This window comes from Phenylobacterium sp. (assembly GCF_030651755.1).
Lineage (GTDB): Bacteria > Pseudomonadota > Alphaproteobacteria > Caulobacterales > Caulobacteraceae > Phenylobacterium.
In genome coordinates, this window is sequence record NZ_JAUSBZ010000010.1 from 19657 (window position 1) to 31986 (window position 12330).

The following is a 12330-nucleotide window of genomic DNA, read 5'->3' on the forward strand; positions in this document are numbered from 1 at the left end:
TCTTAACTCTTGAGTCTCTGTTCTGCGTCTAAGAGTCGCGGGTCGCCAAACAACTTCGGAGTGCGCCTGTGTCAGCCGCCATCGCTCTTTCAGGCCGTCGGAAACTGTCTCCCGGTGAGATCGAGATGATCCTCGCCGCCCATGAACGCTTCATCAGCGGTCGGCCCGGCGGGAAGCTGGCCGCCCTGCGTTTCATCGACTTCACCGGGGCCAACCTGGCCGGGCGCAACCTGCAGGACGCCGATCTCTCGTCCTCCATCTTCGACAGCGCCAATCTCTATGGGGCCGACCTGTCGCGGGCCAATCTGTTTGGCTGCGACCTGCGCAAGGCCGACCTGCGCCGGGCCAATCTCTCCCGGGCCGACCTCCGGGGCGCCTGTCTGCGGGGCGCCGACCTGAGCGAGGCCGACCTGACCCAGGCTGACTTCCGGGTCGGGCAGGTGGCCGTGCCCCACCCGTCCAAGGGTCTGACCTCCCTGATTCATCATCAGCGCAGCGGCGACCTCGATCACGCAAAACTCAACGGCGCCAATCTCGACGGCTCCCAGCTCGAGGATGTGTCGGCCTTCGCCACCGACTTCACCGACTGCTCCCTGCGGGGCGCCAAGTTGAACCGGGCCAATCTCAAGGACGCCAACCTTGAAGGCGCGATCATGGAATGGGCCGACGTGTCCGGCGCCAATCTCGAAGGCGCGCGTCTCGTGGACGCGGTGCTGACTGGTGTGGAAATCCGCACCGCACGCATCTCAGGCGCCAATCTTGAGGGCTGCCTGAACGCCCCCTCGCAGGCGGCCATCGACATGGCCGAGGCGCTTCAACAGAAGGCCCTCGCAAACCAGTCCTGGTGCAAGACCGGCGGGCGCGAGGGCACGCCGGCGAATTTTGACGGCCTTGATCTGCGGCCCTTGGATCACCGCCTCCGGGGGCTACGCATGTCGGTGATGAGCGCCAAGGGCGCGGTGCTGGTGGGTATGGATCTGACAGGGACTCACCTCCAGGGCGCCAATCTGGAAAACGCCGACATGCGCGGCATCTGCCTGCGTGGCGCGGACCTGCGCGGCGCCAAGCTCGCCGGCGCCAAGCTGACCAAGGCCGACCTGCGCGAGGCGATCCTTGGTCCGCTCCCCCTCAGCGCCGATCGGGTCAATCGTGGCGACCTTCATCACGCCAAGCTCCGCTATGTGAAGGCGCAAGGGGCTGACCTGACCGGCGCCATTCTCGATGAGGCCGATGTGCGGGGCTGCAACTTCGCCGGAGCCATGATGCGCGGCGCCAGCATTCGCGGCGCCGACATGTCCCTGGCCCTGGGTCTGGAACCGGCGGGCGGCTGACCGCCCAATGATGCGCCTACGAAAAATGGGCGACGCTCTGCGCCGCCCTTCATCGTGGGGGACCGCAGGCCTCAGGCGGCCTTTTCGCCTTCAATGAGCGCGCCATTGGCCGTCGAGGTGATCTCGATCCGGCGGGGCTTCAGCGCTTCAGGCAGTTCCCGGCGGAGCGCGATGGACAGAAGTCCGTCGGCCAGGGCCGCCTCGCTCACCACCACATAGTCGGCCAGCTGGAACCGGCGCTCGAAATCGCGCTCGGCCAGGCCGCGATGCAGGAAGCTGCGGGCCTCTTCGTTGGCGGCCTTGCGGCCCTGCACGGTGAGCAGGTTCTCCTTGACCTCGATGGCGAGTTCGTCGGCCCGGAAGCCGGCGACGGCGATCTCGATCCGGTAGGCGTTCTCGCCCGTGCGCTCGATATTGTAGGGGGGATAGCCCGAGGCGGCGTCGGCCGCAGCGGTCTCAAGGAGGCCAGCGAGGCGGTCAAAACCAACCACGGAGCGATAGAGGGGGGAGAAGTCCAGAGTACGCATGTGAGTCACATCCTTCTTGGCTAAGCAAGGTTGCGGGATCGATCTGCGACGAGCCCAATGGGCCTCGCCAGCGACCGGAAGGCCCGGATATCCAGCGCCTTCGCTGAGGATTTGGGGAGGCGTCCGCGGGTTTCAAGACCTTGTTTGCCGCGCGCACTTGCCAGATGCGCCTGCGCCTCTAGGGTCACCGCCTCAAGAAGACTTGCCGGAGCTCCAGACCATGTTTCACGACAAGTTCCCCTCCCTTATCGCCGGCGCCCTGGGGGCGCTCATTCTAGGCTCGGCCGCCCAGGCTGAGGACGCAGCCCTGCGCGACGCCGTCGCTGGGCCTCAGCGCACAGAGGCCCACCAGGCCCGGGACGCCGCCCGCAACCCCTATGACAGCCTGACCTTCTGGGGGCTCCAGCCCGGCCAGACGGTGATCGAGATTTCACCGGGCAGCGGCTACTGGACGGAAATCCTGGCGCCCTACGCCAAGGCCACGGAGGGCGCCTATGTGGCTGGCGTCACCGACCTGGATGACCCGGCGGTCACCGAGGCCGGTCGACGGGGTCGTGAAGCCTTCGCCGCCAGATATGCCGACACCGAGGTGTTCGGCGACATCACCTACGCCGGATTCGGAGCTGTCTCTGGCCCCCTCGGCGAGGCTGGTTCGGCAGACCTCGTCCTGACCGCCCGCAACATCCATAACTGGATGTGGCGCGATGGGATGCTCGACAAGGCCCTGGGCGATTTCTATGCGGTGCTCAAGCCCGGCGGCGTGCTGGCGGTCGAGGAGCACCGGGCTGACCCGCGGCCGGAGGTCGAGGGGGCTCGGGACGGCTATGTGGCTACGGCCACCGTGGTCGCCGCTGCGGAGAAGGCGGGCTTCACCCTGGCGGAATCCAGCGAGATCAACGCCAATCCCAAGGACACCAAGGATCATCCGTTCGGGGTCTGGACCCTGCCTCCGGTGCGTCAGAACGCCCCCCGCGGCGAGACCGCCAGCCCGGACTTTGACCGCGCCAAGTATGACGCCATCGGTGAGAGCGACCGGATGACCCTGCGCTTCGTAAAGCCGTCCTGATCCGTGCGGTCTTCCAGACTGTCTAGGCGGGGTCTGCTGCTCTCCGGCCTTGCGGCCGGAGGCGCGGCGGCCCTGGCCGGCTGCAATCGCACGGACGAGGTTGCGTCTTCGCCTCCCGCCTCGGCCATCACCCTGGAAGAGGCCGTCGCGGGCGACTGGCGCGAACCCGAGGACAAGGCGCGCGATCCCTGGCGTCACCCAGCGGAGACCCTGAACTTCTTCGGGCTCAAGCCGGGGATGACGGTGGTGGAGATTTGGCCGGGGGCCGGATGGTACACTGATATCCTGGCGCCCTTTCTGGCCGCCTCCGGGGGCAAGCTCTACGCCGCCAACCTGCAGAACAACGACCCCTCGGCCGCAAACGTCGTGGAAGCCTACCGCCAGAAGCTGCGATCCAATCCCAGGCTCTACGGGGATGTGGAGATCACCGCCTTCGGCGCCACCAGCGGGCCGATGGCCCCGGCGGGTTCGGCGGATCTGGTGCTGACCGCGCGCAATATTCACAACTGGATGGCGGCCGGCATCGTGGACAAGGCCTTCGCCGACGCCTTTGCGGCTCTTAAGCCCGGCGGCGTCTTCGGAGTCGTCGAGCACCGGGCCAATCCCGGCGGCGTCCAGGATCCGACGGCCGCCAACGGCTATGTGGAGCAGGCCTATGTGATCCGCCTGGCGCAGGAGGCAGGCTTCCTGCTGGACCAGGCGAGCGAGATCAACGCCAACCCACGAGACACCAAGGATCATCCGTTCGGCGTCTGGACCCTGCCGCCGGTCCGCCGAACCTCGCCCCGGGGCGAGCCTGCCGACCCCGCCTTCGACCGCAGCCCCTATGAGGCGATCGGAGAGAGCGACCGGATGACCTTGCGGTTCATCAAGCCGACCTGAACCCGATCAGAGCTGCTGGCGGTAGCTGTCGATGATCTGCTCGTTGGTCACAGGCAATTTCCCCAGGTTCAATTGGTCTGAGACCATTTCGGCTCCGCTCGGCAGGACGCTGCGGTCCAGCCGCGCCTCCGGATCCCAGAGCCGCCCGCGCATGATGGCCTTAGGGCAATGGAGGAAGGTTTCCTCCACGGCGATCATCAGGACCAGGCGGGGCAATCGGCCGAACTCCTCGAACTGGGCAAGCAGGGCGGCGTCATCGGTGGCGCTGGCGGCGCCATTGACCCGGAAGACATCATCGAAGCCCGGGATCATGAACATCAACCCGACCTTTCCGGTCCCCCCCAGGAGGTTGCGCAGGGTGTCGAGGCGGTTGTTGCCAGGTCGATCGGGCAGGAACAGGGTCTTGCCGTCCTCACTCACATGGACGAAGCCCGGTTCGCCCCCGCGGGGCGAAACGTCAACGGCCCCGTCAGGGCCCGCTGAACTGATCACGCAGAAGGGGGAATGGTCGATGAAGGCGCGGCCGTGGCGCTCCACATGGTCCAGCACCTTGTCGAGGACCAGCTTGCCCGGCGCGCGGTAGAGCGTGTCGAGATCATCAAGGGTGAGCGTTTGCACGGGGCCTCCCGGGTTATTAAGAATTATTCGCAAATCATGACCCATCCTTCGCCCCCTGTCACGGGGGTGCGGGCGGGTTTGTTTACTTCGCACCAGGGGCAGGCCAAGCTTCGCCCTTAAGGGAGTCCCCATGGCGACGATTGACCAACTCACCATCCGCATCGCCGACGCCCTGGCGTCCGGCGCGCCCCTGTCGCACGTGGTCAAGATCGATCTGAAGGGGGCCGGCTTCATCCATATTGATGGGACCAAGGTGACCAATCAGGATGCGCCGGCCGATCTGGTGGTCACCATCAGCCTGGACGATGTGGTCGCCCTGGGCCGGCGACGGCTGGACCCCATGACCGCCCTGATCAGCCGGCGCATGCGGATGTCGGACATGGGCCTGGCCATGTCCATGCAGTCTCAGATCCAGACCCTATTCGCCCAGGCCGCCTGAAGGACCTTCCATGAATCAATCCGCGCCGCTCACCGATATTCCGGCCGCCCCTGTTCCGAAGGGCGCGACGGTGGAATGGGTTCTGGGAGCGGCTGGCGCGAGATTGCGCGCCGCCCTGTTCCCCGCCCGCGGGACGGTTCGCGGCTCTGTGGTGCTGAGCGGAGGGCGCACCGAGCCGATCGAGAAATATTTCGAGGTCATTGAAGACCTCACCTTGAGGGGCTTCGTCGTACTCGCCCACGATTGGCGGGGACAGGGCCTGTCGCACCGGGAGCTGGTCGATGACCGTCTCAAGGGTCATGCGGCCGGCTATGAGGCCTTCCTGACCGATTTCGACGCCCTGCTGACCGCCTTTGAGAGCCGCCTGCCCAAGCCCTGGTTCGCCCTGGGGCATTCCATGGGGGGATGCCTGACCTTGCTGGCCCTGGCCAAGGGCCAGGCCGGCCGGTTCGCCGCCGCGGTGCTGTCGGCGCCGATGCTGGGCCTGCGGATCGGACGCTATCCCAGGGCCGTGGGCCTGTTGGCCACTTTCAATCGCCTGACCGGACGGGGCGGCGCCTATTGCATGGGTGACCCCGGCAAGCCGTTCGACGACACCTTCGAGGACAATGTGCTGACTCACGACCGGGTCAGGTTCGCCCGCGCCCGAGCCCAGATCGCCGCCAATCGCGACCTGGCGCTGGGCGCTCCGACCTGGGGCTGGCTGGACTTCGCCCTGAAGGCGCAGACCTTTTTCGCCCGACCTGCCAACCTGGCGAGTGTGACCCTCCCGGTGGTCATCTGTCAGGCCGAGCAGGAAAAGCTCGTGGACAATGAGGCTCAGGACCGGGTCGCCCGCAGCCTGCCCGAGGGCCGGCTGGTGGTGGTCAAGGGCGCCCTCCATGAGATTCTGATGGAGACCGACGACCGACGCGCGGTCTTTTTTGCGGAGTTCGACGCCCTCGCCGAAAGGCTGGCTAAGCCGTCCGCGCCGAACGCCTGAGGGCCACCAGAGCCTCGTCCAGACAGGCCTGATCGCCGACGATCACCACCTGGCCACCGGCTCCGCCCACGGGCTGGCCGCGCCAGTCGGTGACCATGCCCCCGGCGCCCTCGATCACCGGAATGGCGGCCTCAATGTCCCAGGATTTCAGCCCGGCCTCGACCACCATGTCCATCGCTCCGGCCGCCACCATCGCATAGGCGTAGGCGTCCAGGCCCAGGCGAGCCAGGCGCGAAGCGGCCCGCACCTGAGTCCAGGCGCCCAGCTCAGCGCCATTGAAACAGGCGTCGGGATCGGTGGACGAAATGGTGGCGTCGGTCAGCCTGGGGCAGGGGCGCACCTTCAGGGGCCGGGAGGTCCCGCGGGACACCAGCCGCGAGCCGCCTGCATGGCCCAGATAGACCTCGTCCAGATAGGGTTGGCCGATGGACCCCAGGACCGGCCGTCCCTCGTGGCGCAGGCCGATCAGGACGCACCACAGGGGCAGGCCTGAAATGAACGAGCGCGTGCCATCGATGGGATCGAGCACCCAGACGAACTCGGCGTCGGGGCGGTCTTCGCCATACTCTTCCCCGATCACCCCATGGTCTGGGAATTTCTGGGCGATCAGGCGCCGGATCGCCGCCTCGGCGCCCTTGTCGGCGGCCGTGACGGGATCAAAGGCGTTCAGACCGGGATCGCCGCCCTTGTTCTCCAGGCCGTGGTCGGCGCGGAACAGGGGCAGGGCCACATCGGCGGCGGCTTGGTTGAACTCGAGGATGACATCCTCAAGGGCGGTCAGGCGATCAGGGTGCAACATCACCCCGGTTTAGCCCGCCCGGCGCGGCGGCGAAATCCCGCTGAAGCGGGATTGTCGCCTTGGAGCCTGATGCGATCGGACGGACTCGTCTGATCGTTGAATCAGGCTCTAAACTCTGAGTTTGGCGCGCGTTTCGTCCCGAAAACCGGTTCCACCTTGTCGGAACGCGCCCTAGCCGTGCTCGCCGTCGCCGTTCAGGGACTTGGCCAGGTCCAGCAACCGCCGACGGGGCCGTTCGCCCAGCTGGTAGTAGGCCCGGATCAGATCCATGGTCTCCTTGCTGGCCAGAACCTCACCGCCTCCGCTCTCGCAGGCCGCCGCCCGCTCCTGGGCCGCCGCTGACAGGCCATCGTAGAAATAGGCCACAGGGACTTCGAGGGCTTCCGACAGCTGCCAAAGGCGAGCTGCCGAAATCCGGTTGGCGCCGCACTCGTACTTTTGGATTTGCTGGAAGCGAACGCCGCATGCGCCAGCCAGCTGTTGCTGGGTCAGGCCCAGCAGGCGACGCCGGCGACGAAGACGCTTACCCAGGTGGACGTCAATTTCCGTGCCCATGTCTCTTGCCCCCTTTTGGTTAAGAAGCGGAGCCGTCCCGAATGGAGACGGTATGGTTCGGACTTCGCAAGTCGCGCGCCAAGCGACTGCAGTTCGCGTTGCACAAGGCTGGGGGGGCAGACTAGTAGAAGGCATGGCGCGCGCCCATCCCTCCCTGGCCCAAAGTCTCGCCTGGCGGCTGGAGGTGGCGGCCTATGACGCCATAACCCTGCTGGCGCGGCTCTTTTCTGTCGATTCTGTCTCCGACTTCGGCGCCGCGGCGCTCGGCTGGCTCGGGCCGATGACCAGCGTCCACCGGGTCGCGGTGCGTAACCTGCAGATCGCTTTCCCCGACCGGACGGCCGAAGAGATCGAGCGTTTGGCCGCAGAGCAGTGGCGTCAGATCGGCCGCACCTTCGCGGAGTTTCCCATTATCGACCGCATCGTGGCGGCCGGGGACCGGATCGAGATCGTCAATGGCGAGCGCCTGGCCGAGATCGCCCGCACCGGCGAGCCCGTCGTCTTTGTCTCGGGTCATCTCTCCAACTGGGAGATCATGCCTGCGGTGATCGCCCATTCCGGCGTGGTCTGCCACATGACCTACCGGCCGGCCAACAACCCCTATTTCGACAAGCGCATCCGCGACAATCGCTTCCGCTATGGGGTTCGGTTGTTTGCCCCCAAGGGGGGCGACGGCGCCCGGGAGTTGCTGGACGCCCTGGGGCGGGGCGAGTCCGTGGCCCTGATGAACGACCAGAAGTTCAATGGCGGGGTGGCCGCGCCCTTCTTTGGCCGGCTGGCCCATACGGCGCCGGGCCCTTCGCGCCTGGCCCTGCGGTTCGACACGGTGCTGCAGCCCATGTCCGTCCAGCGCCTGGGCAAGGCCCGCTTTCGGGTCATCGTCCACCCGCCGATCAAGCCGGTCGCCTCGGGAGACCGGGCCGCCGACATCGCCCGGTCTGTGGGGCAGATCAACGCCTTCATGGAAGAGCGGATCGCCGAGCGGCCGGCCGAGTGGTTCTGGGTCCACAAGCGTTGGCCCACCGAGACCTACGCCCGCAAGCGGCGCTGAACCCCGTCAGGCGGGCCGCAGGTCCACCAGACTCATGGGATTGAGGTTGCGATCGCGCCACTTCATCCGCCAGCACAGATGCGGCCCGGTGGCCCGGCCCTCGGCCCCCACCGCGCCAATCACCTGGCCGCGGGAGACGGTCTGGCCGGCGCTCACATCCAGTCGCGACATATGCAGATAGGCGGTGATCAGCCCCTGGCCATGGTCGAGCATGACCAGCCCGCCCTCATAGTGCAGGCCGCTCTCGGCGAAGCATACCAGGGCCCCGGCTGGGGCGAGGATGGGTGTGCCCCGGGGGGCGGCCATGTCGACGCCGTAGTGAGGCCTGGCCGGCACGCCGTTCAGGATCCGCTGGCCGCCAAAGCGGCCCGACAGCCGGTAGGTCGCCAGGGGCGAGATGAAGCCTTCGCGGAAATCGGTGCGCGGCGCCTGGCTGGCGAAGCCTGCGCGCTTGCGTTCGCCCTCGGCGCGGATGCGCGCCAGCAGGGCCGGATGGGTGGGGGCGACCTGATTTTGCGGCAAGCCATTGATCCGCTGAATGTCGAAATCGCCGGGCTGCACCGCAATCGTGCGTTCCGCCGCCGCGCTTCCGGCCGCCACCCGGACAATGGCCCGGGCCGGGGCGTCCCGGTCAAAGCCGATGACGAACCAGCCGTCCGCGCCGGCCCGGGTCACAGGTTCGGCGTCCAGGAAGACATTGGCCCCTGGCGTTGTCTGGCCGATGGCCACGCCCCCCTGGATGAAGCGGCCATCGAGGCGAAGGGGCGCCGCGGAGACCTGGGTTCGGGCTCCGGCCGGCAGGGCCAGGGCGGCGAGACCGGTGACCAGGGCCGCCCGTCGATGCAGGGGCTGGCTCAGCTGCTGGTTTCCTTCCACCGGGCATAGGCCTCGGTCGGGCCGGCATAGGCTTCCTGCAGCGCCGGGCTCCAGTAGCGCAGGGCCTGGAGGGGGATCTTCACGCCTGAAACGGCGCACACCACGTGGCGGCCGGGCTTGAGCACGACGAACTCGCCGTCGCCATAGTGAAGCACGGCAAGCTCGGCGGGCTTGCCGGAAAGGTCACGGTCATGGGCGTTCATGACGCCAATGTAGCGCGCGGGCGCGGCCTCGAACAGACCCCGGAACCTGGCGACCTAGAAGAGATCGCCCTGCGCGGTCGAGGCCGGCGGTGAAGGCTTGCGGGGTTTGGGCCGGGCCTCAGGGATCGGGCGGGCCGCAGCCGCGTCGCCGTCGATCACCGCGTTGCGGCTCGTATCGGCGAAGACCAGGGAGACAGCCTCTCCGGGCAAGAGGGCCGCGCCCTCTCGCGCCAGGCTGCCATCGGCCCGGTGGACGCGGGCGAAACCCCGGGAGAGGGGGCGGTCGGGGTTTAGGGACTGGCGCAGCTTCTCCACGCCGGCCAGCCGTTCGGCCAGGCGCTCGGTGGTCCGGGCCAGCGCCGGGTCCAGCCGGGCGGCCAGCGCCTCAAGCTGCTGGCGCTGGGTCGCCTGGGGCCTGGCCAGCAGGGCCGGTGTCAGTCGAGCGGTAATGCGGGCGAGGTCGCGGCCATGGTCGGCGGCGTTGCGCTGCAGGCCGCTGGTCAGCCGCCCGCCGAGCAGCTGAACCTTCTGGGCCTGCGCTTCCTGGGGGCGCAGCAGCAGGCCCGCCGACAGGCGCGAGGCCACCCGCACCAGATCGCGCTCGTGGGCCGCGGCGTTCCGCTGCAGGGCGGCGGTCAGCCGGCCGGCGGCGAGGTTGAAGCGCTGGGCGGCCATCTCCACCAGATCAGGCACGCGGGCCAGGCTGCGGCCGGCGCTCTGCACCCGGCCCTGGCGGTCCTCCACCACCCGGCCGCCACAGCGGTGCAGCCGGGCGTGCAGGTCGCTCAACCCCGCCCGCAGCTCGGCCAGCACCGGCGTGGCCATCTCGGCCGCCGCCGTCGGCGTCGGCGCCCGGCGGTCGGATACGAAGTCGATCAGGGTGGTGTCGGTCTCGTGACCCACGGCCGAGATGATCGGGATGTCGGCCGCCGCCACCGCGCGCACCAGGGCCTCGTCATTGAAGGCCCACAGGTCCTCCACCGACCCGCCGCCCCGGGCGACGATGATGATGTCGGGCCGCGGCAGGTCGCCGCCGGCTGGCAGATCACAGAAGCCGCGGATGGCGGCGCCGACCTGGGACGCGGCCTGATCCCCCTGGACCACCACCGGCCAGACGATGACCCGGCAGGGCCAGCGGTCGCGGATGCGGTGCAGGATGTCGCGGATCACCGCGCCTGTCGGGCTGGTCACCACCCCGATGACGGCGGGCATGCCCGGCAGGGGGCGTTTGCGGGCCGGCTCGAACAGCCCCTCGGCCGCCAGCTTGGCCTTCAGCCGCTCCAGCTGGGCCAAAAGGGCGCCGACGCCGGCGGCCTCCATGGTCTCGATGACGATCTGATAGCGCGAGCCGGCCGGGAAGGTGGTGATCTTGCCGGTGACGATCACCTCCAGCCCCTGTTCGGGCCGGATGGACAGGCCGCGCACCGAGCCCTTCCAGACCACCCCGTCGATGGCGGCGCGCTCATCCTTCAGGGTCAGATAGACGTGGCCATTGCCATGGTGGGTGACCTTGGACAGCTCCCCGCGCAGACGGACAAAGCCATACCGGTCCTCCAGCGTCCGCTTCAGGGCGAAGGCGAGCTCGGAGACCGAATAGGGCTGGGCGTTGGACTCGGTGTCAGGCGCGGCGTCGCTCATCGGGCGAAGCTAGTCGTTTGGGGGCGCGGGGTAAAATCGGGGCGGAGAAAAACTGGCGGAGGCGCTCAGAGGTCCGCTCTAGGAGCCCGGGACAATGACCGCAATTCACTCAAGGCCGACGTTTGATCGGTTTGCAAACCGATCGGGTGCTAGACGTTCAGGCTTGGGCTTGACCGGGGTCACCTGACGATGCCTCGCCGCAGACGTTGATCACCCTCATAGACGATGGCTGAGGCTCGGCGGCTGGGAGGACCAGACGCTCAACGGAATCCGCCCGCCTCGCATCACCAGCTTCCAAAGCAACCGCCACGCTCGGCCCGCGTTACGGTCAAGCTCGTAGCCGGCCTTTGCCGGGTGGAGCCTTAAGGATATTCTCCCATGGCTGTTCGTCGCGTCGGTCTGCCCCTCACCGCTCCCTCCGTACCCCTGTTCGCCATCGCGGTGGTGCTGGCTGTTCTGGCCATGCTGGTCCAGTACGGCGGCATCGACATCCCGGTCATCAGCGAGCACGTGTTCAACACCCTCGCCGTGGCCTTTGCGATCCTGACCGCCGGCGTCCTGCTGCGCGGAGTCTGATTGCGCGAGGCTGCTGAAAGGCCGTCCTGGTGCAACTCGACCGGGGGCTCTGTCAGCGCAACCTGATGGCCGATGCCGCGTGGGCGCCCAGCCTCGTCGGCATGGTGATGTCGGCTCTTGGGGCGAAGGCAAATGACCGTTTTCCACCCCTTCCCAGACGCACGGCGTGTCCGCTCGCTCGTCAGGCGCAGCGGCGCTAAACGGGGTCTGAGGCGGTGCGATATGACGAAGGACGTGAAGATGCAGGTCGGCGGGACGCTTCGGGACGATCTCGTCGCGTTCAAGGAGGCGTGGAAGCGGGCCGAGGCCGGCGATGACCGGCAGGCGCGGGGATCGCCTTCGATAACGGGCCGATGGCCAGGTCCGCGCCACGGCTGACCGGCTGAGCGCGGTCGTCGTTCTCTGAGCGCCCGGCCCCCAAGCGGGTCTGGGACCCCCTTGAGCGCCGGGCCGATCTCAGGGCGTGGTCAGATATACCGCCGCAGGGAGCGGGCGAGGTCGGAGCCGCCGGCGCGCTTCTTGGACTGGGCCGGCTGATAGGCCACCCGGGCGTGTTCGTTGCAATAGGGACCGTCGCTGGAGCGGCGGCCGCAGAAGGTGAAGCCGTCGCTGGACGGATCGCCGATGGGCCACTTGCACATGTGGGCGCCCAGCGTCAGCACGGTGGCCGAGCCCGGGGCCTCGTCCACATAGCGCACCGGAACGGGCGCCGGGGCGGCGGCCTCGGCCTCCACCGGTTCGGCGATGCGGCGCGGCGCCGACGGGGCGGCGGCGGCGGCCCGCTGGG

General features: G+C 68.1%; 15 protein-coding genes. 7 read left to right on the forward strand and 8 right to left on the reverse strand.

The window, feature by feature from the left end; all coding sequences use genetic code 11:
• The first annotated feature begins 125 nt into the window (after positions 1-125).
• On the forward strand, positions 126-1331 hold the full coding sequence (locus Q7V15_RS00625; protein WP_370689752.1) for a pentapeptide repeat-containing protein: 1206 nt from the start codon (positions 126-128) through the stop codon (positions 1329-1331).
• 71 nt (positions 1332-1402) lie between these two features.
• Here Q7V15_RS00625 and Q7V15_RS00630 read toward each other — a convergent pair whose 3' ends face one another.
• Positions 1403-1858, reverse strand: coding sequence for an Hsp20 family protein (locus Q7V15_RS00630; RefSeq protein ID WP_304752883.1), 456 nt, complete (start codon positions 1856-1858; stop codon positions 1403-1405).
• Positions 1859-2078: 220 nt separating this feature from the next.
• Between Q7V15_RS00630 and Q7V15_RS00635 the strand changes: the two genes are divergently transcribed.
• The gene (locus Q7V15_RS00635) at positions 2079-2924 is read left to right on the forward strand and encodes a class I SAM-dependent methyltransferase (RefSeq protein WP_304752885.1); all 846 of its coding nucleotides are present in this window, start codon (positions 2079-2081) and stop codon (positions 2922-2924) included.
• Positions 2925-2927: 3 nt separating this feature from the next.
• The gene (locus Q7V15_RS00640; RefSeq protein ID WP_304752888.1) at positions 2928-3806 is read left to right on the forward strand and encodes a class I SAM-dependent methyltransferase; all 879 of its coding nucleotides are present in this window, start codon (positions 2928-2930) and stop codon (positions 3804-3806) included.
• Between the two features lie 6 nt (positions 3807-3812).
• Here Q7V15_RS00640 and Q7V15_RS00645 read toward each other — a convergent pair whose 3' ends face one another.
• Entirely contained in the window at positions 3813-4424 is a 612-nt protein-coding gene (locus Q7V15_RS00645; protein ID WP_304752890.1) for an MSMEG_1061 family FMN-dependent PPOX-type flavoprotein, read from the reverse strand.
• A 130-nt stretch (positions 4425-4554) separates the two neighbouring features.
• On the opposite strand from Q7V15_RS00645, the gene Q7V15_RS00650 reads away from it, so the two are divergent.
• On the forward strand, positions 4555-4863 hold the full coding sequence (locus Q7V15_RS00650) for an SCP2 sterol-binding domain-containing protein (protein WP_304752892.1): 309 nt from the start codon (positions 4555-4557) through the stop codon (positions 4861-4863).
• Between the two features lie 10 nt (positions 4864-4873).
• Entirely contained in the window at positions 4874-5845 is a 972-nt protein-coding gene (locus Q7V15_RS00655; protein ID WP_304752895.1) for an alpha/beta fold hydrolase, read from the forward strand.
• On the opposite strand, the gene hisN is transcribed toward Q7V15_RS00655, so the two are convergent.
• Positions 5820-6647, reverse strand: a complete 828-nt coding sequence (gene hisN, locus Q7V15_RS00660) for a histidinol-phosphatase (protein ID WP_304752898.1) — start codon at positions 6645-6647, stop codon at positions 5820-5822. The genes Q7V15_RS00655 and hisN overlap by 26 nt on opposite strands.
• Positions 6648-6815: 168 nt before the next feature.
• Complete coding sequence (locus Q7V15_RS00665; RefSeq protein WP_304752901.1) at positions 6816-7199, reverse strand: helix-turn-helix domain-containing protein; 384 nt, start codon at positions 7197-7199, stop codon at positions 6816-6818.
• Between the two features lie 133 nt (positions 7200-7332).
• Between Q7V15_RS00665 and Q7V15_RS00670 the strand changes: the two genes are divergently transcribed.
• A complete protein-coding gene (locus Q7V15_RS00670) occupies positions 7333-8250 on the forward strand; it encodes a lysophospholipid acyltransferase family protein (protein WP_304752903.1) in 918 nt (305 codons plus the stop codon).
• Positions 8251-8256: 6 nt separating this feature from the next.
• Here the strand turns inward: Q7V15_RS00670 and Q7V15_RS00675 are convergent, their stop codons facing one another.
• Genes Q7V15_RS00675 through xseA form a run of 3 tightly spaced genes read right to left on the reverse strand, consistent with a single transcriptional unit; the run spans position 8257 to position 10967 of the window.
• Positions 8257-9126 carry a M23 family metallopeptidase gene (locus Q7V15_RS00675; RefSeq protein ID WP_370689753.1) on the reverse strand — a complete coding sequence of 290 codons (870 nt, stop codon included), beginning with the start codon at positions 9124-9126 and terminating at the stop codon, positions 8257-8259.
• Positions 9105-9329, reverse strand: a complete 225-nt coding sequence (locus Q7V15_RS00680) for a DUF2093 domain-containing protein (protein ID WP_293321638.1) — start codon at positions 9327-9329, stop codon at positions 9105-9107. Before Q7V15_RS00680 ends, Q7V15_RS00675 begins: the two co-directional genes overlap by 22 nt.
• A gap of 54 nt (positions 9330-9383) precedes the next feature.
• Positions 9384-10967, reverse strand: a complete 1584-nt coding sequence (gene xseA / locus Q7V15_RS00685) for an exodeoxyribonuclease VII large subunit (RefSeq protein ID WP_304752907.1) — start codon at positions 10965-10967, stop codon at positions 9384-9386.
• Between the two features lie 378 nt (positions 10968-11345).
• Between xseA and Q7V15_RS00690 the strand changes: the two genes are divergently transcribed.
• Entirely contained in the window at positions 11346-11543 is a 198-nt protein-coding gene (locus Q7V15_RS00690; RefSeq protein ID WP_304752909.1) for a hypothetical protein, read from the forward strand.
• Between the two features lie 467 nt (positions 11544-12010).
• Here Q7V15_RS00690 and Q7V15_RS00695 read toward each other — a convergent pair.
• Positions 12011-12330 (reverse strand): GcrA family cell cycle regulator (locus Q7V15_RS00695; protein ID WP_304752912.1); only part of this gene is annotated, 320 nt, incomplete at its 5' end.